This is a genomic window from Vibrio sp. 99-8-1 (assembly GCF_013114595.1).
Taxonomy (GTDB): domain Bacteria; phylum Pseudomonadota; class Gammaproteobacteria; order Enterobacterales; family Vibrionaceae; genus Vibrio.
This window is the reverse complement of the sequence record NZ_VTXE01000005.1, coordinates 23,729-49,374: the sequence shown is the minus strand read 5'-3', so window position 1 is coordinate 49,374 and position 25,646 is coordinate 23,729. Positions and strand designations below refer to the sequence as shown.

Here is a 25,646-nt window from a genome sequence, read left to right as displayed (position 1 = left end):
AAAATTAAACTAGTGGCTCTTTGGATGATGTAGAGCCACACACGTTTAGGTTAATCCTATGGTTACTAAATTGCATCGACGCGGAAACAACACTCGCGGTAAATTATTTCATTCACGTCGTAGTGGAAGACTGCCTCAGTTACGTCAGTTGGTTAAAGGTATTTCTTCCGTATTAAGCAACAAAAATAGAGACGCAATTAAGGTGCCGATGGATAACTTCCGTCTAGAGCAGCTTGAGCCAAGGTTACTACTTTCTGCAGATCCTATTGCGACCTTTTCCAGTGATAATGACAATGCTCAGTTAACATTAGAAGTGGTCACCAATGAAGCAAATGAGCAGATCATTCAATTGGTGGACACCACGGGCTCTGATAGCAAGGTGATCGGCAGCAAAAAAATCAGTGATATTCCGTCCGACAGCATCATTCAAGTCAATGGTGGTGATGGTAATGATACTTTAACGGTTGACCAGTCGTTTCTAGATCTGGGTGACAGAGATTTTGTGCTGCAGTTTGATGGTGGTGAAGGTAACGACAGAGTTCAAACCGCCGGCAATGTTACGGCAAGCAAGTGGCAAATAGATGGTGAGCATTCTGGCGCCATGGGAAGCAATGGGTTAGTACGCTTTGAAAATATTGAGAAGATCAATGCGACAACGAGTGAAGATTCAGAGCACAGCATAACGACCATCAACCACCGTTTTAATTGGCATATAACAGGCAGTGGTAAAGGGACTCTGTCTCTATTGCAGGACAATTCGGATAGCCTTATTAAAACCCCTGCTTATAAAGGGATTGAATTTTCAGGCATTGACCATATCAATGGCAGCGGTAGCGATTATCTCGATTACTCTCAACATAATCAATCTGTTACCGTCAATCTAGAAGAGGGCAAGGCGACAGGCTTTGATGCTGTGTTTGGTATTAATACCGTCATAGGTTCCAGTAAAGCAGATACCCTTATTGGTGATGACAACAATAATACCTTTGTAGCCGGAGTGGGAGACAAAATAAAGGGTCAAGGCGGTGTAAATAACACGGTTTATAAATTAGATAAAACTGATGGTAAAGATATTAAATTAACCGCTGGAGCGAGCGAGAACCGTTATCTGTATCAGATTGGTCAGTTTGGTTCTGAGGGTGGTTTCACGAGCAACCACACCATCGATATAGAAAATATTCAACTGCTCTCCACTTATGGTAATGAACAAGATAATAAACTCGATTTTTCTGCAGCTAAGATAGCGGTTCATCTCGATGGCCGTTCCGGTGAGGATACTCTACTGGGAGGCAGCGGTAATGATATTTTGACAGGGGGAGCAGGAAACGATCTCATAAATGGCAATGAAGGCGATGATGAGGTTGTTTCAATACGAACTGCAGACTTTGTCATGAAAGGCAATGCCGTTCTTATTGGGAGTTCTGAGCAGGATACTTTAGAGAATATTAACCGAGTATATTTGAAAGCATTGTCCGCTGAAGGTGATACGACGGGTAAACGTTTGGATGCATCTGAGGCCGGTGACGCCGAAAACCCTTATTCTATTACACTGGTAGGGACAGAGTTAAAAGACACCATCAAAGCGTCAAAATATGGTGATATGTTGATCGGTTTTGGCGGGAGTGATGAGGTAACCGGAGGTGTTGGACACGATACTTTTTACGCTAATAACGTCGGTAAAGCAGAGGTAAAAGCGCTTTCGTCACCGGGGTATCAACTGACGCTAACAAAGTTGCAGCCATTATCCGAAGAAAGTTCCGTAACGCACCAAGTCAACCTACACCAATTTGATAGCAAGGATACCCTCTCTCTCTCTGGTAGCGCCTACAACGATGTCATTGATATTTCGGCGTTCTCTGGTCACGGTATTATCCATACCCATGCCGGTAATGACAGCATTACAGGCGCACAAGCAGGCAATGTCATCTCTTCAGGAGAGGGGAACGACACCATTGTTATAAACAGTGCCCGTCAAGATAAAATTGATGCAGGAACCGGCACCGATAAGCTGGTTGTGGACCTCTCTACCGAGGGAGATGGCACGCAAGAAGTCGTATTGACTGGCGATACACTTTCCATAACAGAGGCAGAGTCTACCATTGATGGTGTTGAATTGGCCTCTCTCATTGGTGGTGATGGGGATGATCATCTCGATGCGAGCGCATTTCATGGCGTGACCCGTGAAACAAAACTCGTTGATGTGAAAGGTTGGCAACAAGTCGCGACTAAAACGCTTCATATTCAGCTTGATGATAGCGAGCAAAGCAAAATAAATATTGACGTTAGTGAAGTGGCAACGCTAGCGGATCTTATACAGCTTATCAATGAGTCAGACTCGCGTACGGATGGTAAGTTAACCGCGACCTTTGATCAGAACAAAGGCGGATTAACCTTAACTGGATTGTCTGCGATTGAGGCTGAGGCGGGCTCCGAACAGCTATTAACGATTCTTGGCTTGTCAGAGGTGGTCTCTTCTTCAACACTAAACGGAATTGGCCTTAGCTTGTTAGCATCGGCCCAGAGAGTGTCATTTACGGGGAATGGCGGCAAAGACTCTTACTATGGTTCCAGCGGTAATGATCGATTTAACCTTGCTGCGGGTGACCAAACAGTTACCGGCAATAGCGGCAATGACACGATCGTAGCCGCGACAAATGATAGTCATACTTCGCTGATCATCACTGACGATAGCGTAAGCTGGAAAGACAGCGATGGGGTTCTTGTTACCACTCAGCTAATTGGTTCTGAAGCTCAGAAATTTAGTGCACTGTTAAAAGCAAATGACAATGCCATTCTACTTGATGGTAGCGCCAGCTCGATGCAGCAAGTGTTAGATGCTGGTGATAGCAACGCCACATTAAAAGGCGGAAGTGGCGCGGTTGAGTTTCGTGTAGATATTAGCAATAGAACCGATATAGATAAGCAGAAAGTGTCAGCATTACTTAATAATGATGCTGAGAATAGAGTGGTGGCTTATGGGGGGGACTCTGAACTAAGCAAGTCTGATTTCTCATGGGTGACTATCAATGAAAGTGCGGATTTCACTCTAGTTAAAGAGAATGCCAATGGCATTAACCTGAATACCGATGTGACATTTAAAGGTATCTCCGTTGAACTAAAAGCGACAAACGGCAGTGATATCGTTATAAAAAGTAACATCGACACAGGAAACGAGGCTGGTGGTGCGGGTAACATTCGTTTAATTGCACAAAATATTACCATTTCTGACGGTGTTTCCTTGTTGGCGGTTGGCAATACAGAACAAAACAGTGGTGATATCTCTCTTTTGGCCACTCACTCAGAGAACAGTCTGGTGGGTGGAGGTTTCTATAACATAGATAAGCTAACAGCGAGTATTACTATTAATAGCGATGTCGCTATTAACGGCAAAAATATTACCTTGCTGGCAAAAGCGGTATCCAATCCTTACTCCAATTTGAGCCATAACCAGAGCAGTTTGAGCAAACCTCCTGCCAAATTTGCTGATGATGTTGAAAGTGATGAGATTAAAAATGCATTAGATAGTTTGAGCCTGTTTGCAGGGTATTCCCACTCTGACGTTTCTGCCTCCATATCAGTGGCAGAAAGTGCCGAGATCAAAGGCAGTCAAGTGACTATTGATGCGTCGACTATTGCCAAAGTTGATGCTAAGCCTCTCTCGGCAGGGGTTAGCGTCGCTCTGGGAAAACTAGATGCTTCTGCAACAGTCAATATGAACGGCAACATCATTGCTAGTGGCGATGTCTCTATCACAACTAGAACCGACAATTATCTCAATGTGGTAGCTAAACCAATAATAGCCACCGGGTTTTCTGAAAGTGTTGCTATTGGTGTTATCGACTCAAAAAGTTCAGCGACGGTATCCAGCTCAGCCAATATCGTGGCGGGCGGTGATCTGACCGTGCAAAGTCGTAACTTTGATTTTAGTTACGTGGCTGCCATTAGCGATGGCGGAAATGAAGGCAAACAAGCAGCCAGTGCCGCGGTTAAACTCACCAACAACGAAACAGTAGCGACCCTTGCGGGGACGGTATTGGTGGCCGGAGACGCAAAAGTTAATGCTGAACATATTCAAGGCAAAGTGAATGGTCATTGGGGAACAAAAGCCAAAGCTGAAATTGACCGTGTTCCAAGCAAAATTGATAAAATTAAAGATGGTCTAAAAGAGAAAGCGGCGAAAAAGGCACCGAAAAGCATGGCTTCTAAGTTGATGCCTGGTAATCGTCTTGCTCCTACTAAATTGACTGCCGGTCTGGCATTTGTTTATGCAAACGAAAGCAACACTGTAAACTCTTACATTGGTCAAGTCGGCCAGAGTAGTGATATCCAAGTTGCTGGTGATCTCTCTCAATCGGCCACAGTAAATGCTCGATTAATTACATCCACGTCATCATCGGCGAGTACTCCTTCTCAATATCAGCAAGTTGCTGGTTCGGCAGGAACGGGCAGTTCATTTAAGCAAGTGCCATTTGGCGGCGCAGTCTCTGTATCTATAGGTGAGTTGAGCAATAGTGCAGAGGCACACATTCAAGGAAACACCCAGCTAGATGTGCTGAAGAGCTTGTCTGTTCAATCAGTAGCAAAAAATCAAACCGGCATTGCAGGAAAAAATAGCGATGATATCGCTCTGCTTAATAATAAACCGAGCGTGGTAAACAAAGACGATATTGGCTCGAACTATGCCGTGAAAAAGGGAGATTTGTTGCAGTTTGTTGATGGCAAAGGGTATGTCTGGCAGCAGAGTACAGATGATAAAAAACCGGCCATTTCTAAGCTTGATGCGATATATAAATTTATTGGTGATGATAGTAACGTTGTTTTAGCAACAGAAGACTTTAGTGATGCCAGCCGATGGCTATTGTTAGGTGATAAAGTTACCTATCTTCCTAATCATTTACTTAACGGTAATAACGACTTCTATCTTGCGGATAACAGTGTTAAAGCCGTTGCCGCTGGAGCTAAAGTGTCGTTGGCTCTAAATTTTGCTCAGCTCGAGAGTAAACAAATTTCTGACTCGCGAGTAAAAGGAAATGTGAAAATAAATCAGCGCTCACAGCTAAGTAATAGCTTTGTTGACGAAGATGGGGCGGCAACAACGCAAGTGGCGAGCAGTGCCAGTAAACTGTTAGAAGCAGTTCCTAACAGCAGTAGTCGTAGTGTTCATTTAACATCGTTCTCACTTAATCAATCGGTCGATACCATTGGCAATACCTCATCAACAAAAACTAAATTATTTGATTCGATGTTGGGATCATCAAGCAGTGAGAACGGAGTAGGGGCGAGTCGTTTTTCTAATAAAGTCGTTACTGTTAGTCAATCAGTCATTGAAAGTGGCGCTAAAGTGGATGCCGATACATTAACGGTTAATGCAGAGAGTAAAGCACTGGTTGTTAACTACGGAAATTCCCACGGTTCAGGACGAGGTTTACTGGGCGTTGCGGGTTTAAGCATGCGTAACACCATTGATAGTACATCTCGTGCTCAGATAGAATCAGGTGTTACTGCCAATATTGGTTCGGATCCTTTGTTATCGTCAGATTCTGCTCAACAGTTACGAGTAGAGGCCAGTAATACGGTTGATGTGTTTGCACTAGGCTTAGGTAAAAGCAAAGCAAATACCCTTGGGTTGGGCACGGCTCATGTTATTAATGATGTAAGTAAAACAACTGACGCCGTAGTGGGTAGTGACGGTTCCAATGTCGGCAATATCACAGTACATGGTGATAGCCATATAGAGGCCGTCAGTGATGGAAGCATTATTGCTACTGCTATGAGCGGCGCGAAAATTGGTCGTAGTGTCGCACCGACACAAACCTCGTCAGGTCAGAGTGAAAGTCGTTTAGGTATTGGAATATCTGGTACTTATATTGCCAATAAACTAACCAGTAATGTCTCTTCATCGCTACGGAATGTCGCCAGTTTTACCAGTGATGATTTAAGTTTGAACGCTAAAGAGCAGAGCAATGTTATCGCTTTCCCTCTCGCTTACTCCAAAGCATCCTCACAGAACTTTTCATTAGCGGCTGCTGGTGTCGGGTTACTAAATACGGTGGATATTACTGTAATCGCCAGCATGGAGAATATAAACAGTGCCAATCTAAACGCGGTTACTGTAAACGCCACGAATGATAGCCAAGTTATCGCTGTCTCAACTGCGGCTGCCTATGCTAAAACCACGAACACTTCCAATGGTTCTAAAGCAAGTGCTGCAATTGCCGGCAATATCTCCCTGAATAAGGTAACCAGCACCATTAATGCTCATGTTAGTGACGTGAATGCTTTAGTCGTTCGTGAGCAGAACGGTCAAGGGTATGGTGTGGACATTGTCGCACTGGATCAATCTAAAGTGTACGCGGGTGCGTTAGGGGTAGCGTATGCGGGCAATGTGGCGGTTGATTTAACCACAGCAGAAAACAGCATTACCAGCGATATTAATGCTCATATTAGTCATAGTGACATAACGTTAGCTCAAGGTAAGGTTAGGGTCGAAGCTGATAACAGCAGCGGTATTCTAGCTGTAGCATTAGGAGCAAGCCTTACTAAGGGGTCATCTCTTGGCTTGTCTGTTGGGGCTGCCCTTAGTTTGAATACCGTTCGTAGTACGACTCGGGCAAAGGTGAACAGAGATAGTGTTATCCGTTTAGCGTCAGCAGATCAAGCGGGGTCAAAAATTAATATTACCGCTAAAAATGATGCAGAGATACAGAGCTATGTCACGGCCGCTTCAGTTAGTGCCCAGCTTGCGGAAGCAAATGATCAAACCTTCAAAATTTCATTGTCTGGTGCGGGTGCTGAAGCAATAAATAATATATTCAGTGATACTGAAGCATCAGTGGTTGGTTCTACCATTAAAGAACAGTTGAGCAGTGAAGAAGCGTTAACAGAGCACATTGGAATTACCATTGAAGCAGAAGACAGCAGCGCGATTTCTTCAGTTGTCTTGGCAGGAAGCGCTGGGTTAGCAAAAACTCAAAACGGAGTGGCTGCATCCTTAGCGTTAGGGGTGAGTTTAGCTGAGAATAATATTGGCGATAGTGATAAGCCTTCGTTAGTGAGAGCTTATGCTAAAGATAGTCATTTCAACACCTCTGGTAGTTTAAATATTTCTGCGAAAAGTACCACCTCCATTGATGCAACGGTCGTTGCGGCGAGTGTCGCTGTAGTAGCAGGTAAAGCTGCGGTTGGTTTGTCGGGTGTGGGAGCTAAGAGCGACAACTCAGTTTATACCAATGTACAGAGTTATGTTGAAGGGGGAGAGATAACCAGCAGAGAGCTCTCAGTAGCAAGTACGAGTAAAGCGAGTATCGATGCGACGGTGGCCACAGCAGTTCTCGTTGCGGCTGTGGGTAAAGATGTAAGTGCCTCTCTGAACATTGCCGCATCAATCGCGAAAAACAGTATTCACAATGACACAATAGCTTATATAGCAGGCGATAGTGCTAGCTCTAAGCTCAAAATGGACAGTGGTGATATCACCGTCAGTTCTGTCGCGGACAACAACATTAATGCTGTTTCTGCCGCCGCATCTCTTGCTGTAGCGGTGAGTTCTAAGTTAAGCGTTGCTTTAAGCGGGGCAGGTGCGCTAGCTGAGAACATAATTACGGGTGATACGAAAGCCTATATAACTAATAGCGACATATCCAGTACTACCATAAAGCCTCAAGGAAAAGATAGTGAAGGTAATGACTTACCTGACCTTGTGTTGTTAAACAGTCGAGATATTACTGTTAGTGCTAGCAATATCTCAGATATTGACGCCAGTGTTATAGCGGCATCAGCGTCTGTTGCTGTTGGGGCTAAAGCCGGGATTGGTGTATCAATAGGGGTTGGTAAGGCAAACAACTATATCGGTAATGATGACGACCGTCTTCAGGTATACAGCTACATAGAGAACAGTAATATTAACGTCAAAGGGGATGTTGATGTCGTTGCTACATCTAATCTCACTGTGGATGCAGATGTAACCGTTGCGAGTATGGCAGTCACTGGATCCGGTGGCGGTGGTTTAGCTCTGTCTGCGTCAGGTATTGGAGTCTCTAATGAGATTTACTCTCTAACAACAAGTTATATCAAGAACAGTAATGAACTTAAGGCAAATAATGTATCGGTTGGGTCTAGTAATACATCTAACATAAAAGTAACAGCCATAGCCGCGTCAGTGGCGGCTAGTTTTGCACCTAAAGGCGCGGCTGTCTCTATCGGAATATCTAAGGTCTCAAACCTAGCGGATATGCGGGTGAGAAGTTATATAGATAGCGCTAAGATAACGAGCAATAATAAGTTTGATCTAGTTTCAGATGCAAAAGCGAACCTAGAAGCAAAAGGCTATGCAGTGTCGATTGCTGGTGGAATAGGCTTCTCCGGAGCGGGTGTCATTGTTAATAGTGATATTAAAGGGTACAGCCGGGCTGACGTTATTAACAGCACATTGAAAGTAGGTAATAAAGGTAACATCAAAGCACTATCAGATATGTCTCAGAGCGTACATGGTTATGGTCTCTCCGTTGGGTTTATCGCAGCAGGCATTGTTTTATCTGAAGTAGAGACGAAGCTAGATACCTTGGTTACCTTCGAAAACTCTGATTACTCAGGCAACAACCTTTCAATTAGTGCTTATAGCAATGAAGATCATGATCTTGTCGCTATAGCAGGCAGTGGAGGACTCGTTGCAGGTGCAGGCGTTTCTGCCAGTGTGACGAGTAGCAGTAACACCCAAGTTGATATTACAAAAGGCAGTCGCATTACACTTGAACGCCACGTTAACAATGATGTAGAGGCCGATGGTGCAGAGAAAAACAGTGCAGCCAAATCAGGTCAATTGTCGATAAAAGCTGAGCACGTGACAGCTTTTGATGCAGATGTAAAAGCTGCATCAGGTGGGGTTTTATCTGGCTCTGGAGCTATCGCTGACAACGAAATTTCCGCTAACGTTCATGTCAACTTAGGGGACGATAGCACTAAGGCGGCATCAGATAGCGGAAAGAATGTCGCCATTAAAGCAGAGAATATTACGGTTGATGCGATCAATCGTGTTCGAAAAGATGATGATGGACGCATTTATGCGGTAGCAGCGGGAATATATTCTGCTGCTGGGGCAGACAGTCGCACTGAACTGAATTTAGATACCAAAGTACGCGTTGGCAAATATAACGATATCTATGCCATTAGTGGTGATGATAATAATGGTATTGCACTCAATGCACTCAATGATGTTGTCGTGAAAGACGAAGTGGTGATGAATGCGGTGGGAGCGGCAGCTGGAACCTTTGCTAAAGTAAAAATTAAAGACTCAGCGTTAAATGCAACCGTTGAAATTGCTGAAGGAGCAAGGATATTCTCATCTGGAGATGTGCAAATTTCCGCACGAGGAAAAGGCGAGTTTGTTGCCAGTGTTGAATCCGATTCAGCTGGTGCGGTATCGGTAACTAAAACCAGTGCAATAGCCGATATTACCCCGACCAATACGGTAGTCGTCGATGAAAAAGCAAAAATCGCAGCCTATGGTGATCTAAATATTTCCGCGGGAACCGATACTTTATTTAATCGCGATCAGTATAAAGTACATGCCAGCGTAGACAGTTTTGCCGCCAGTGTTATTCCCGTTGACATTGTTAAATCGGACGCAAGACTGGTTCAGAGTAATACCATAACTGTGGGTACGGGGGCACATTTACAAACCGCTAAACGGATGAATCTGCATGCAGAGCGATTTGGTTTTGCTGATATGGCATCGCAAACAAAAACCGTCAATTGGGCTTCTAAATTAGGAGGAACCGCAGATCTTGGTGGTGACTTGCACAGTAGTGCTGAAGGCAAGGTTATCAATGCAGGTAAATTGGAAACCGGTATACAGCGACATTTATCGATAGAGTTTAATCAGTTAGATGATAATGGCTTGGTTGATGATGCTCATGTAGTACGAAATGAAAATACCGTATTGGATGGTTTTGGTCTTCAAGATAACGAAATACTCAAAGGTATCACTTATAGCAGTACGGTTGCCGCTCTTAATTCTAGTTTGTTGCATGCATTGGAAGACGCTGAGCGTCAGTTAATTTTGTTTAGAGGTTCAGTTGCAGGAGGTGAGAGTAAAAAACTGGTGGTCTTCTATGAAAAAGAGGTTAAACGACTTCAACAGCAACTAAAAGAGAGAGGCTTGCTGGAAGAGGTTAAACCAAATGTGTTTATTCGTAATGAAGTGCGCACTCCGGTTATTGTGCTTAATGATATTCATGCAGAAGCGGGCCGGGTAGATGTTCGGGCAGACGACTTTGAACAGAAAGTATCAAGTGAGATAGTTGTTCCTGGCGACGCATCAATTAAGATCACCAATCATACCATTGCAGCGTTAGTGGTTAACAATATCACCATACCCCAAGAGAATGGTGGCAGTTACTTAAATGGTGAGGTACTACAAGATGGTGGTACAACCGATCCATCAATCGTTATCACCAATGATGTGGATATTGATCTTGCCAAAAAAGCGCTGGCGGAGAGATTTGCTGATCAATTGCAGGTTAATGACCCTGATGACAATGAGACCTCGTTTCAGCAGAGCTTGGTGGTTCCATCGATTACAGTTGCAGGCAATATTGAGAACCGAACAGGCTCTTTGACACTACGTAGCTTAAAAGGCGTTGATGGACCTAAAGGAACGGGTGATATCACCATCAACGGCAAGATTGACACCAAAGAGAACGAAATTTATACCGGAGGTTCGGCAACCATTGGCTTACCTCCGGGGTCAACTTTCTCGACTTCTGGCGAAGAGTACAATAAATGGAACAGCGTTATTGGTAACTATGGCTTGGACAGAGCTAGCCCAGAAGCGATTGATGATATGATTAAACGTAATGCTGATACAGCCAGCATCTACGCGGATAGTATTTCTATTACCGCAGAATTTATCAATATTAACGGAAAAATTCAGAGTGGCACTGAAAGCTTTAAATTAACCATTGATGACAGTATTGAAACTCAAGTTAATAATATAAAACGGTCTGGCGCCTCTGGTTTGGTGCGTTTAAATATCGAAAACAAAGACTTTTCTGTTTATTACGATGTGGGAAATGATCAGATTGTCGTAGGAGATATGCGTGTCTCCGGTGGCTATATTCGCTTAGAAGGCAATATCATGAATACCAACAAAAACTCACAAATTGAGTTGCTTGGTGGGTATGCCGGTATTGAGGTGATAAATAATACTCAGCTAGACGTTAAGATTATGGGTCTAGACGCGTCTCAACGTGGTGAAGGCACGTTAATTATCAAAGATAAGTCTAAGAGTCGAGACGGTGAGATACTCGAGACAATTTATACCAAAAGCAAAGATGGTCTAAACACCATTCAGAGGTACGGTGAAGAGATTGTTTCCTCTGCATCCGGAGATGATGTTGATTTAACTTACACACCTAAACAGGGCTGGCGCTATAAGTGGTCAATGGCAGAAGAAGAATATACGCGTAATAGAACGGTGGAGTCTAAATCGTCTTGGGCGGGTATAGACGCTTTGTCTGCGGATCCTGATGATATCGATTTTGATCCAGAGGATGAAAAAACACTAAGCCCAGCGCAATTGACAGGAAAAGGCGCTTACTTTGAGTTAATCGATCCTAAAAATGATAATGATGCCCCTTATCTGTACTTTTACGAGAAAGTAAAACTATCGGATCAAACTTTTGTTACCGACAAATGGAAAAAAAGTACTTGGTGGGGCAAAAAAACCTACTATACCGAGTTCACTCGAGAGAGAAAGTACCGCAATGTTGCCACCCATTCCATTAAAGCTGATTATGGCATCGCCATTAATTTCACTGGAGCAGAGCAAGGCTCTGTAACAGTGAAGTCTAATCGTGGTGGCGATGTGATTGTTCAAGGCAATATTAGTAATGAGCACGGCACAACCATTATTGAAGCCGCAGGCTCTGGCATTTACAGCAGTGAAACCGCCAGTGTTGGTGGCAAAATTATAGACCTGACAGCCGATGAAATTGGCTATGCACCAGCTATCAATATCGATAAAAGTATTAATGCTGCGAGAACCGCACTACGCACCAACTTAACCAATGATTCATCAGCAAGTTTGTCCGCAAGAACCTATGGCGGACGCATTAATATTGTTGAAAATGATGGTCCTTTGATGGCTGGTAATATCACTTCTGCTTCCGATTATGAGCGCGATAGTCTAGATAGCGGAGGAAAGATATTCCTTTCTGCAATAGGTGGTATTGAGGCGGCAACGAGCGGTAGCGTAGTACGTGGTGGGGTTATTGACCTCAACACCGAAGCCCATGTTGGCCGCGATACACTTGCACTAAATATAGATGGAGGCTCGCTCAATAAAGACGCTCTCTCTATCAAAGCGAATAGTAATATATTTGTCAGTGAAACGGATGGTGACTTACGTGTTAACTCTATTCAATCAAGTGCCGGTAGTGTCCACATCAATGTTGCACATGGTTCACTTATTGACGCGAACACCAATGTGGTTAGAGATGAACGCAGTTATAGCGAGTTGAGTACCGGACTATGGAAAAACCTCGGACTTATTGATGGTAGCGATGCTGCTGAAATTAAACGCCAACAGATTTTAGATGCAGCAAAAAATGCCAAACAGAGCCAGTACCACCAATATTGGCAGATAATAAACAGTCAGTTTGGTGGCGAATACAGTGCTGGCCAAAAAGCGGTGATCAGCGATAGTGAAAAAAGCTATTTTACTGAGCAATTTACTCAACAAGGTATTGCCGACGGAAAAAGTGGCGCAGAACTTGAGGCATTTGTTGCTGATGGTATTGAAACACTGAACAACAAACGAGATGCAGAGTTTCAGCAGTTGCATGATCGGTATGCTGGTACAGGGGCGTATGACGCTGATTACAGCGCAGAACTGTCAGAGTCAGAAATCGCTAAATTAACCGGACATATAGTTAAATGGAGTGAAAATGATCTGCTTAACCTAGTCAGTGGCAGCCTGCTAAAACCGGTTACCAATACCCAAGCGACCATTGAAGGTGCGAATATTACCGCAGGTAAAGGCGTTCACATTCAAGCGAAAACCGATGTTGGCTCTGCTAATGGTAGTGTCGAAATAGTATTAGATAATAATTACTCTGAGCAGCAGCGAGTCCAATTGGCTGCGGCAGAACGCAACGATGTTTACTTCCTATTTTCTCAACGAGTAACCAATATTACTGTTGATGTCGTTGACTCGGTGGCAGGGGATCAAATCGTTCGTCAGTCAGGAAGTTGGCGAGAAGATGGTTTTGTCGCAGGTATGCAAATTCGTATTGCGGGAGATAGTGCTAATAGCAATAACGAAGGAACATTCTATGAAATCGCGTCGATATCCAGTGATGGAACTAGGTTAATTTTAACGTCTACAGATCTAACCTCCGAATCTTCAGTAGATTTAGATATTGCAGCAATTAGTAATAGCCCAACATTAACCACGATTGTGAGTAATGATGTTAATGGGTGGGATAATTCAACCTATCAACTCAATGATTATATTGAGACCGAAGGCAACTTCTACCAAATCCAGCGTATTTCTGGTCAAGTGATGGATCTCAAGCAAGTTGATGGTGAACAAGCGGCAGGTGCTGTGATTGTCTCGGCTTCTAAATATCATGAAATTGAAGTAGAGAAAGTGCTGATCGACCAGCGTGAAGATATCGATATTTTAGCGGTATCAGATGTGAATGTTTCTGCGAGCCGTAATCTGTATCTTGGCTCTGAAAAGGCGTTGATTATTGCTCATGTCTCTGCCGACAATGTACGAATTAAGAGTAAAGAGTCGTTAATCGATGCAGCCAGTTCTAACGCAGCGGTAACCGCAACATCCAGTTTAGTCTTGGAGGCAGGTTATGGTGCAATTGGTAGTGAGGCGCAACGATTCACTATTGATTTAGGGACCGATGGCCTTCTAACGGCAAGAGCAAAAAACAGCATCGTATTAACAGAAGTAAACTCAACGATTAATGTTGGCACCTTGTACTCTGCCAATGGCAAAGTAGATTTGCTGGCGAGCAATGGCTCCATTGTGGATGCTCTTAACCACGATTATGAAAATATCCGTGCCAAAGATATTGAACTCACCGCCCTGCATGGCGCGATTGGTGAGACCGGCGACAGGTTGGATATCCACCTCACTGGAGGAAATATCACCGCCAATAGCCGTGATGATATTAGGCTAAATGAAACAGATATCAGTATGAATATTGATCATATTGAGTCGCTATCTGGTGACGTAGATCTTCACGCACAATATTCCATTATAGATGCCGTCGATGATCAAGTTGGCGAGCAAGCCGATATTGTGGGGGCAAGCATCTCTCTTACTGCTCGTACTGGTAGTGTCGGGGCGTTTGGTGAAGATATAGAGATCGACAGCGGTTCAAAAGCCGGTGACAACTTGACTATCGATAGCGAGCTTAGTAGCTATGTGATAGAAACTATGGGTGATTTATACCTAAATAGCATCAAGTCCGGTTTGACGGCAACGGCCTTCATTGCTGTACCGACAGGGCGCATTCTCAATGACAATAAATCGGGGCAAAACTTAGAGTCAGGCAAAGCGTATCTGTTCGCGGCAAGTGATATCGGCGAGTTTGGTCGGGCGATAACCACTCGAGTGGGACATCTGCAAGGGAAGTCTACGTCAGGTAATGCTTATATCGTTAATGACCGTTCATTAAATATCGGTGGTGTCTTGGAGAGTATTCCTGATGGCATTACTGCTGGTGGCAGTGTCTCCATTGTGACGAAAAATAGCTTAACGATTTCCAAAAATATTGTTGCGGGTAGCGAAGTAAACTTAACCACGATTGATAGAGATAGTGAAAGCGACAATGAATCCATCACCATTAAAGATGGTTTTGTGGTGAAGTCTAGATTGAGTGAAATCAATATCAATGCCGGTGATGACGTCATTGTTGAGCAAAATGGTCAACTTTCTGCCAAAACAGATATTAATATTTATGTAGATAAAGGGTTAAACAACAGCGTGGATGACTCGGGCGGTCATGTGGATCTAGCCGGGCACCTTTACGCGGGTGAACGTATTAACATTCATGGTAATACGCAAGACGACAGCGTTGATATTCATGTTCAAAATATTGGTGGTGACGTTTATGTGAATAGCTATCAGGGTGAAGATAGAATCACCATTTCTCAGCTACACAGTCGCAGTGGAAAAATGGTGCTGGATGGTGGAGCAGACACCGACCGTTACACCATAAACCGAACTGGCAATGATGCTGACTATGTTATTGATGTCGTTGATAGTGGCTTAGAGAACCAAGGCGCAGATACCTTAACGATTAATGGTACTGAGCTGAATGATACCTTCTTGTTACGTGCCAACTTTGTTGCTGCTTTACATGGTGATAGCACTGCCGGATACAGTAGCAACGTAGAGCGTATTAACTACAACCGAAATATTAATGCCCGCTTAACGGTTAATGGGTTGCAGGGGGATGATGCTTTCTATAGCGATGACAATAGCAGCATCACGACACTGGATGGGGGTAAAGGCAATGATAGTTTCCAAATTGGACAACTATTTGGCTCGGATCGTAAACACCATCTCGGCGTAGTTGCCCAAGGGGATGATATAGAAACCACCGAAACAACTCTTGGCTTCCTCAGTAAAGGTAACAGCCTGCCAATGGTGGTGTACGGTGGTGACGGAGAAGATCAGATAACGGTTTACTCGAACAAGGCCATTACCAAACTATATGGTGAGGATGGGGACGATAACTTTGTTGTGCGTGCTTTCCTTCAAAAAGGCTCCAATAACACCACCAACAGTGTCGATGTCGAGCTATTTGGTGGCGATGGTGCCGATAATATTGAATACAGTATTAATGCTCCGCTGAAAATTGATGGTGGTGCAGGAGTGGATACCGTTGTGGTACTGGGTACTGAAGCGGATGATAACTTTATTATTACCGAAAATGGCATATTTGGTGCCGGACTTAATATCGGTTATCAAGGAGTAGAAATTGCCGAAGTGGATGGATTAGAAGGGGATGATACCTTCTATGTACTTAGCACCAATGAAGATGTAACGACCACCATCATAGGTGGATTAGGTTCTGATAACTTCCATGTGGCTGGCGATGTAACCAAACCTGTTGTTTCATACTCCGTAGAAGGGCGCAGCAGCTTTATTAATCACAGTGTATTTAGTGATGATCCTGCTTATAACGGTATCTTTGTTAATGGCTTACCTCTTAATGTCGCCAATAAAGATACCGGTGCCGTTACCATCGACACTGAAGGAGATATGACGGTTAGTGAGAACGGCTTAGAAAGCAGTTATAAAGTGTCGTTAGATGTGCCGAAACCAGACGTTGCAACTGTCGCTTATATCACTGTGTCGGCGGCAAGAGTCTCTTCCAGCGATCGAAACAGAGGCAATAGCAGCAATCCAACGGGTGGGGTATTGATCTCTACTGATGGGGTAAATTTCTATGAGTCGCTGGTATTGACTTATGACTCTGAAACTAACTGGGGTGATGACTTTACTATTCATGTAAAAGCGATAGACGATGGTGTTGCGGAAGGTGTTCGTCAGTACGTAGTGAGTCATAGCATCCGCAGTACTAACCCTGAGTTTGATAACTTGAACATCAATAATGTTGAGTTGACCACTTATGACAATGATCAGGCTGGCGTGATTGTTGTGCAAAAAGGTCCTGCTTCCATTGCCGAAGGAAGCAAAGGAACCGAAGTTAATGTGACGCTAACTAAGCAACCCGATGTGGGAGAGGTTGTTACCGTTAAAGTGAGTGAAATTGTTACAGGGGATAATAAAAATCAGCTCTCTTTTGTTGATCAAACTTTGACCTTTACTCATAGCAATTGGAACTCAACTCAAACGGTATTAGTTAATGCCATTGATGATAGTGATACTGAAAACAGTTATCGCGCTACTGTCCAGTTTGAAACCAGTAGCAATATCGCCGATTCAGGGTTCTCCAGTTTGAATACAGCAGAATCTGAGATCAATATTATCGTTGAAGATAATGATAAAGGCGCAGTATTGGTGACCGCTAGCCACGGCTCAACGGTTGTGAATAGTGAGAAGAGTGATAGCTATAGCTTGGTGTTAAGTCGAGCGCCTAAGGCTCCTGTTACAGTGAATCTGTTAAATGATGGTCAGACGCTATTTAGCTGTGATGATAAACGTTTTAATGCTGAAGATAACAGCGTCACCTTTACCGCAGAAAACTGGAATGAAGCGATTACGATTACGTTAAACGTCAATCCAGACTACGATGCGCAATCAACCAGTCAACCGGTTCAGAAACCACCGCTACAACCTCATTTGCTTACTCAAATTCGAGGTAAACTTAACATCCACGGTGGCGTGCCTGAAGGTAAAGAACGTACGTTGACTCAATCGGTAATGCTTCCTTCTGAGAGTGATACTGAACTGCCGATTGTGGATATTCAGATCGATGAGAACAATCAAACCGATACGTTAACCCTGTTTAATGACGGCAGTGTTGAGTCCTCGACGGGTGAGCTTACCGCATCAACCATTACTGGTTTAGGAATGGGGGCTGGCGTTGAGTATCACAATGTGGAAGTTGTTGAGACCCTACTAGGTAGCGGAGAAGACAAGTTTACTGTTTCTGGTACGGCGAAAGGTGCTATTACTCTGGTTCATGGTGGCGGTGGTGTTGATAAACTGACCGTTACCGGCAGTGACAGTGACGGAGCCCTGATCTTATTGGGTGATACGGTACAGGACGGCAGCAGTTATAACGCGACATCGGATCAAAAAACCGACCGTGCCCGAGAATATGATAATGCTGCAGGTGACTTTATCGATGCCTCTGGTGCCGGAGGGTCAGTTGTTATTTATGGTGGTAAAGGCGATGACATCATCATAGGTAGTCAATATGGTGATCATATTGCGGGTGGTTCAGGTAATGACACTATCACGGGATTAGCGGGCGATGATCATATATACGGGGATGCAGGATTTAATGTTGATATCTCGACGCGTTTAGACCGTTCAAGCCAAGTGCTTACCGTGGTAAATAGTGGCAGTGATAGCGATAACCAAGAAACGGCGGATACATTAGTAACGGGCCAAGATATTATTTATGGTAATCAAGGCAACGATATTATTATTGGTGATAAAGGGGTAATCAGTTTGACCCCACAAACCAACCGCATTAAAACGACTGGCGACGTTATCAATTTTCGCACGGTAGAAATCGACCAAGGAAGTAACGATCAAATTTATGGCAATGAAGGTGATGACTTCATTATTGCCGGTAATGGCAATGACCGAATTGAAGGCAATCAAGGTTCGGACTCTATTATCGCAGATAATGGCTCCATCGACGTGCTGCAAGGCGTTCGTATCTCATTAACGAGCACCGATGTCACTGAAGCGACCGGAGGCAATGACACCATATACCTTGGTACTGGCGATGATCAACTTATCGCTGGTGTTGGCAGTGATACCATTATCAACACTTCTGGTGAGAGTGTAATTCTTGGTGATAACGGTCGTATTGTTAGTAACGCTAGTGGCCGATATGTCTTGGCTAGAACAGGGCAAACCAACTTGGGTGGTAGAGATGTCGTTACAGGTGGTAGTGGACAAGATATTATCTTCGGCGGCGTTGGCAGTGATCATCTGGATGGTCATGCAGGAAATGATGTTATCGGTGGCGACGGCTCTCAAATCACTCGAAATGATGACACCATCATCTTTGAAGCTGTAGACCTCTTTACTGGAGGGGATGACACCTTGCTAGGTGGAGATGGTTTCGACCGTATGCAAGGGCAGTTCGGTGGTGATCTCTTCTTTGCCAACTTTAATGAGGATGTTCTACTGGGAGACTACGGCCGATTTACCTTTAATGCTCGATCGGATAATGAACAAGCAACGTCGGTCATCTCTTTGGCACAAGGCGGTTTAGACCTGATTCGCCAAACACAGCTAAATCTCTTTACTGGTTATGCCAAGCAGATCTTTGCTGAATCCAATCTGGGTCAGGCTGCTCGAAGTCGTGTGGCAGTAACCACAGTGTTTACTAGTCAGGCGCAAAATGCCTTTGATCAGTTAGATGGCACTTTCCAAAGCTTAGGTTCCGGCGCAAGTGAGGGGGCAGATTTCGTAATTCCTACCGCACCGACTGCTGCTGGTGTCGTCAGTGAGGTTCCTTCGGCTGAAGGTAAAGATAATGTTCAAGTCATTACCGCGGATGACGTCGAGTCGTCGACGGATGCGGCGGCTGAACGGGAGGTTGAACCACAACAGAGTGAAACACAACAGAGCGAGCCTCAGCAGGACGACGTTGAATGTCAAAGTGGTGCCGAAGGTGAACTTTGTGGTGAAGAGGCTGAAAACAAACCACAAATGACACCAAATAGCGAATCTACCGAAGATGACCATCACCTACAGAATGAAAACCGTGATGCTGATAATGAACAACAGAGTCAACAATCGGGTATCAATCTTAATGTTGCCATAGCCAGTGTTGGTGGCTGGGTAATGATGACGAATAATCCGCAAGGACAGCAGAAAAAGAGCAAAGAGAAAGAAAAAGTGGCTTAAGCTAATGATAAGTAAGGTTAAGTCTTAATTTTTACTTTGATAACGAACGGAATAGGATAATAAGGTATATGGAACTATGAAAGAGCAGCTCGGTACAACTGAGTCTCAGTTGGCATTTTCCGAACTGACGAGTGAAGCTAAAGATAAGGTAATTGATCACTATTATCAGCAGTGGCTTGAAAAGCACCGCTCTTTTATACCCGGTCTATTATCGGCACAAGTACAGGTCATGCTGGATGACGCCATCGTAGTAACCGCCTCATTAAATGAGGGGGATGATAGCTATGCAGCGTTAGTAAACTTGTCACAACAAGAGTTGCAGAGTGAGCAACCACAGGTTGCGCAATTAGCCCACAATAAGCAATTTGCACTGCTCTATCCATTACGTGATGAGCAAGGGCAGTTTTTTGCTTTGGTGTCGATGGCGATAGAGGTGGACGATCAGCAAGGGTTACAACAAGCATTATCGCTTGTTCAGTGGAGTGTTGCCGGTTTAGAGGTCATTGAGTACCAACAGCGCCTGCAGAAGATTGATGATGGCCAACAAGATTTGAGTGATCGAGTGGATATTTTGGCTCGGGTATTGGCTGAACCCTCTTATCCGAATGCGGTTATTCGTCTGGTTACTGAGTTGGCTGTGCTGTTTAATTGTGATCGAGTCAGTTTGGGAGAGTATAAGAACAAAGCTTGCCATCTAAAACATCTTTCCCACAGCACTCAGTTTGGCAAAAAAATGAACCTCACTCGTGCAATCGAAAAGACCATGGATGAGTGCCTTGATCAGGGTAAGGTGATGACTTTTCCTGTTAACGATCAATCCGATAGTCAGGCTGCTGGCGCAGACATATTGCTCGCTCATCAGTTGTTGTCAGAAAGTCAGGGAGACAGCTATGTTCTCTCTATTCCCATCTATCTTGCTGGTAGCACTTATGGCGCCATGGTGCTTGAAGCTAACCCCCAAGCCCCCTTAACCCAGCAGCAGATTAATGCATGTCAGGGTATTGTCCATTTAGTTATGCCCGCATTGGAAGATAAAAGAATCAGTGAACGTCCACTGTGGAAAGTGGCGAGTGATTCATCGGCAAAACAGCTGTCTCGCCTTTTAGGTGCAGGATATCTGGGGCGCAAGCTGTTGTTTATTTTCGTGGTCGCGGTGGTCGGATTTTTATCTTCTGCAACAGGAGAGTATCGATTATCCACTGATGCTATGGTAGAGAGTGCTATTCAGCGAGCCATTGTTTCTCCTTATGACGGCTACATTCAGTCGGCTAGTGCTCGCGCTGGTGACACCGTTGAACAAGGTCAGATTCTTGTGACCATGGATGATCGAGACCTGCGATTAGAGCGATTAAAGTGGTTAACAGAACAAGCCAAATTGAATCGACAGTATCAAGAGGCATTAGCGCTGCGTGACCGCGCTAAAATCAATATTATTAACGCCCAAGCGGAGCAAGTTAAGGCGCAGATTAACCTGGTTTCCAGCCAACTTGAACGTGGGCAACTTGTGGCGCCATTTGATGGTTTTGTCATAGATGGAGATTTAAGCCAGCGTTTAGGCAGCGCAGTAAGTAAAGGTGATGGTTTGTTGATGGTGGCTCCACAAGATAACTACCGTCTTAAAATGTTGGTGAGAGAGAGCCGTATTGCGGATATTGAGCTCGGTCAACAGGGGAACCTATTACTTTCGGCACTACCGGAGCAGAATTACTCATTTTCCATTAGTAAGTTGACGCCTTTAACCATATCGAAAGATGGTCAGAGCTACTTTATTGTTGAAGGAGAGTTTACTGACGACACATTGAACATTGAACCGGGAATGGAAGGGATTGGTAAAATTTATATAGATAACCGAGCTCTTGCCAGTATCTGGTTTAGAGAGGCGACGGAGTGGATGCGCCTAAAAGTATGGTCTTGGTGGGGATAAAAGCCTAAATGTCAGCCTCCCTGTTCAGCTCGTCGTGGTACAAAGTGTCGGATTTGAAAGTGCGCTTAAGAAAACATGCCACTATTCATCGCCATGTGTACCGAGAGACGGTGTGGTACGTTCTTCAAGATCATGTCACAGGGCAGTTTCAACGATTTACTCCCCAAGCATATCAGTTAATTGGATTAATGGATGGGCACAAAACTCTTCAGCAGATTTGGGACATCGCGTGCCATCAGCTTGCGGACGAACTGCCAACCCAAGATGAAGTCATCGCTTTGGTGGGACAGTTAAATAGCGCCAATTTAGTACAAACGGATGCCTTGCCAAATATCGAGGAGCTGCAGAGAAGACAAACCAAGCAGAAACGCAACAAATTGATACAGCAGCTAAAATCGCCTCTTAGTATAAAAATCCCCTTGATAGATCCTGACGCCTTTTTAACCGCTACCATGCCATTTGTTCGCTGGATTTACTCGTGGTTTGGTGGCGCTTTGTGGTTAGTCACCGTGTTGTTTGCACTTGTGTTAGCCACGCTGAATTGGCCATCATTGACTGAAAATGTCAGTGATCGTCTGCTTGCGGTGGATAATCTGTTATTGATGATGTTTGTCTATCCGCCAGTTAAATTAGCCCATGAACTCGGACATGGTTACGCGGTAAAACGATGGGGTGGTGAAGTCCATGAAATGGGTGTCATGCTGCTGCTATTTATGCCTGTGCCCTATGTGGATGCATCGTCTGCGTCAGCCTTTAGACATAAGTATCAACGCATGCTAGTTGGTGCTGTTGGCGTTTTAGGCGAACTTTTGATGGCGGCATTAGCCATGATTGTATGGGCATCGGTAGAGCCGGGAATGGTTCGAGCCATTGCGCTCAATGTGATGGTGATTGGCGGTTTCTCAACCCTACTTTTTAATGGCAATCCATTATTGAGGTTTGATGCTTATTATGTTCTGTCTGATTATCTAGAGATCCCCAACCTTGGTAATAGAGGCAACGCGCAGGTGGCTTACTTGCTGAAACGATATTGCTTTGCCATGACTGGCTTGAAATCATCCGCGCAAACCGTATCAGAATCTATCTGGTTAGTGAGCTACGCGGTGGTGGCTTATATTTATCGTCTATTTGTGATGATGGCGATATCTATGTTTATTGCCTTACAGTATTTTTTTGTAGGAGTGCTCTTGGCTACGTGGTCAGTGTGGTCCGGTCTATTTTTACCTGTAATAAAAGTGGTGTCGAAACCTATGACAGATCCGCAGTTGAGGCGTAAGCGTAGCCGAATATATAGCTCGTTGGCATTGCTATTGGTGTCCTGTTTTGTATTGGTATGTCTCGTCCCTTTCCCTTATAAAACCTATTCTCAGGGTGTGCTTTATGTTCCTTCTCAAGCTTATGTAAAGGCAAGTGTGTCCGGATTTGTTACCTCAATTTTGCAAGAGACCGGTAGCCAAGTCGTTAACAAACAACCTCTGGTTGAGATGCAAGATGCCGACATACAGGCAAAAGTAGATGTACTGCGGGCGCAGTTAAACGAGGCTAAGGTTCGTTACCAAGCCAGTGTTGGTGACCGCAGTAGTTCGGACATTTTGTTGCAAGAGATACATTTTATCGAACAAGATTTGCATCGTTCTACTCAAGAATTAGCGGCATTAACTGTCGAGAGTAAAGCGCAAGGAGAGTGGGTAATTGCCAATCGAGTTGGCTTGGAAGGGCGCTATTTATCTCGTGGCGAAATGATAGGCTATGTGATTGATTATCAGAAATTACCTTTGATGGTGATGATCGCTGAAGATGACATAGATAGGGTCAACCACCAAACATTAGGGATTGAACTGAGATTTGCATCTGATCCTAATCAAGTCTATCTGGCGCAAAAACATAATGATATTTCGGTTTCAACCCAGCAGCTACCTAGCGAAGTGTTAAGTACCAAGGGCGGAGGTGACATTATACTGGACCCTAACGGAGAACATGGACTGCAAAGTTATCAGCGTTACTTTCGTATTGAGCTGGATATAGAGAGTATTCCCAAACAGCGATTTGATGAACGAGTTTATGTTCTGTTTGAGCATCCATCAGAGCCGTTAATTTGGCGCTGGTATCGAAATGTTCGACGCGTATTTTTAAGAAACTTCGATGTATAAACGTCCGCAAAGAAGGCCAGCAACCACGCTTGACCGCCCACAAAATAATATAGAGCGACAGCTTCTGATGATTCGTTGGTGGCGAGCTATTACCGCTTATGTTAGCCGCCCGGTTCGAGCGTCCAGTTGGTTTTATAGGCCTCTATTATGGCGTATTAAGCGGCGTGGAAAATCATTGCTTAACATCAGTGAACAACAACTGGACGAAGAGATTGTGCTGCTTGGTAAAAAGCTGCGTCAGCAGGGTTTAACCACCTCGCTGGTTGTTGAAAGCTTTGCGATAATAAGAGAAGTTGCAGGAAGAGAGCTATCAATGTGGCATTTCGATAGCCAAATACTGGGTGGGTTAGCGATACTGCATGGCAATATTGGCCAGATGCAGACAGGAGAAGGAAAAACCCTTACGGCTACTTTACCCGTTGCGGCGGCTTCGTTAGCGGGAGTTCCCACTCATTTAGTGACGGTTAACGACTATTTGACCGCTCGGGATGCCGAGTTAATGAAACCGGTATATCAAAGACTAAAATTGAGCGTAGGGGTTATTGTGCAAGGTCTATCTCTACCTCAGCGTCAACAAGAGTATGCCAAAGACATTGTCTATTGCACCAACAATGAGTTGGCGTTTGACTATTTAAAAGATGCCATCGTTTTGGATGGAAAAAATCATGCATTACACCTTTATGGTCTGCAATTACAAGGAGAAGAGCGTATACAGCCGCTTTCTAAGCTGATGCTACGAGGCCTACATTTTGCGGTGGTGGACGAAGCAGATGGCGTGTTACTGGATGAAGCTAATACTCCGTTGATCATTTCAGGTAATGAAGTTCCTCAACAGGCTCAACAACAGGTTTATAAAGAGGCCATGTCTCTGGCGAGCTATATGCAGGAAGGAAAGCACTACCAAATTCTTCGGCAACAGCGGCAAATTGAACTTACGCCTCAAGGAGAAGAGCAAGCGTTAACCATCACAAAAGAGCTGGGACCATTGTGGCAAGGCCGGGTAAGGCGATTGGAGTTATTAAGGCAAGCATTAACGGCACAGCACCTATTTCTGCGCGATAAACAGTATTTAGTTGATGATAACAAAGTGATGATCATTGATGAGCATACGGGTCGTTTAATGCCGGATAGAACATGGCAGCAAGGACTTCATCAACTGATTGAGATTAAAGAAGGGTGCCAACTTAGCGCTCCGAGAGAAACTTTGGCCAGTATTAGTTTTCAAAACTTCTTCCGTCATTATCATCATCTTTCTGGAATGACAGGAACAGCGGAAGAAGTAAAAGCTGAGATGTGGAATGTTTATGCTTTGCCCGTCGTGACGATTCCGACCCATAAGCGCAGTAAGAGGGTATTGCTGCAAAAAGTGGTGACTCGCAGCGACAGTGAAAAATGGCAAGTCGTGACAGAGCGGATTTTGGCTATGCTTAAGCTCAATCGTCCCGTTCTGGTAGGAACACAATCTTTAGCTGCATCGGAACAGCTAAGCTCTATTTTACATGACTCTGCAATTGAACATCAGGTGTTGAATGCCCGGCAAGACAAAATGGAAGCAGACATTGTAGCGAAAGCAGGAGAGGCCGCAAGAGTCACGATTGCTACGAGTATGGCGGGTAGAGGAACCGATATTAAGCTAACTAAGCAGGTAGAATTCCTCGGCGGTCTGCATGTCATTATTACTGGATTGCATGACTCATCGCGAATAGATAGACAGTTGCAAGGGCGTTGTGCTCGTCAGGGAGATGCTGGTAGCTATGAGTATATTCTGTCACTGCAAGACAGTATTCTCAGTGATCGATGGTCAAAGATATTGAGTAAAATCATGTTTATCCCTCTTTATCAACCAATTAAAAGCAGGTTACTATTACTCTGTATTCGTTATTGTCAGCGCAGAATTGAGAATGATCATCAGAGAGTTCGTAAAGAGCTATTGAAACGAGATGACAAACAGAACGAACTTCTCTCCTTCACCAATCAAAGGACATAG

At 44.3% G+C, this 25,646-nt stretch carries 4 protein-coding genes; all 4 read left to right on the top strand.

The window, feature by feature from the left end; translation table 11 throughout:
* Positions 1-58: 58 nt before the first annotated feature.
* The 4 genes from F0227_RS03655 (at position 59) to F0227_RS03640 (ending at position 25,646) form a co-directional block, all read left to right on the top strand.
* The gene (locus F0227_RS03655) at positions 59-19,585 is read left to right on the top strand and encodes an LEPR-XLL domain-containing protein (protein ID WP_171751810.1); all 19,527 of its coding nucleotides are present in this window, start codon (positions 59-61) and stop codon (positions 19,583-19,585) included.
* Positions 19,586-19,661: 76 nt separating this feature from the next.
* Positions 19,662-21,509, top strand: a complete 1,848-nt coding sequence (locus F0227_RS03650; RefSeq protein ID WP_171751809.1) for an HlyD family efflux transporter periplasmic adaptor subunit — start codon at positions 19,662-19,664, stop codon at positions 21,507-21,509.
* A gap of 59 nt (positions 21,510-21,568) precedes the next feature.
* Positions 21,569-23,659, top strand: a complete 2,091-nt coding sequence (locus F0227_RS03645; RefSeq protein ID WP_345775792.1) for a peptidase M50 — start codon at positions 21,569-21,571, stop codon at positions 23,657-23,659.
* Positions 23,652-25,646, top strand: coding sequence for a preprotein translocase subunit SecA (locus tag F0227_RS03640; protein WP_171751807.1), 1,995 nt, complete (start codon positions 23,652-23,654; stop codon positions 25,644-25,646). The genes F0227_RS03645 and F0227_RS03640 overlap by 8 nt, the downstream gene beginning before the upstream one ends.

Excerpts from the sequence above, each read along its gene's own strand:
- F0227_RS03640 (WP_171751807.1), top strand. The coding sequence starts at position 23,652 with ATGTATAAACGTCCGCAAAGAAGGCCAGCAACCACGCTTGACCGCCCA.
- F0227_RS03650 (WP_171751809.1), top strand. The coding sequence starts at position 19,662 with ATGAAAGAGCAGCTCGGTACAACTGAGTCTCAGTTGGCATTTTCCGAA.
- F0227_RS03655 (WP_171751810.1), top strand. The coding sequence starts at position 59 with ATGGTTACTAAATTGCATCGACGCGGAAACAACACTCGCGGTAAATTA.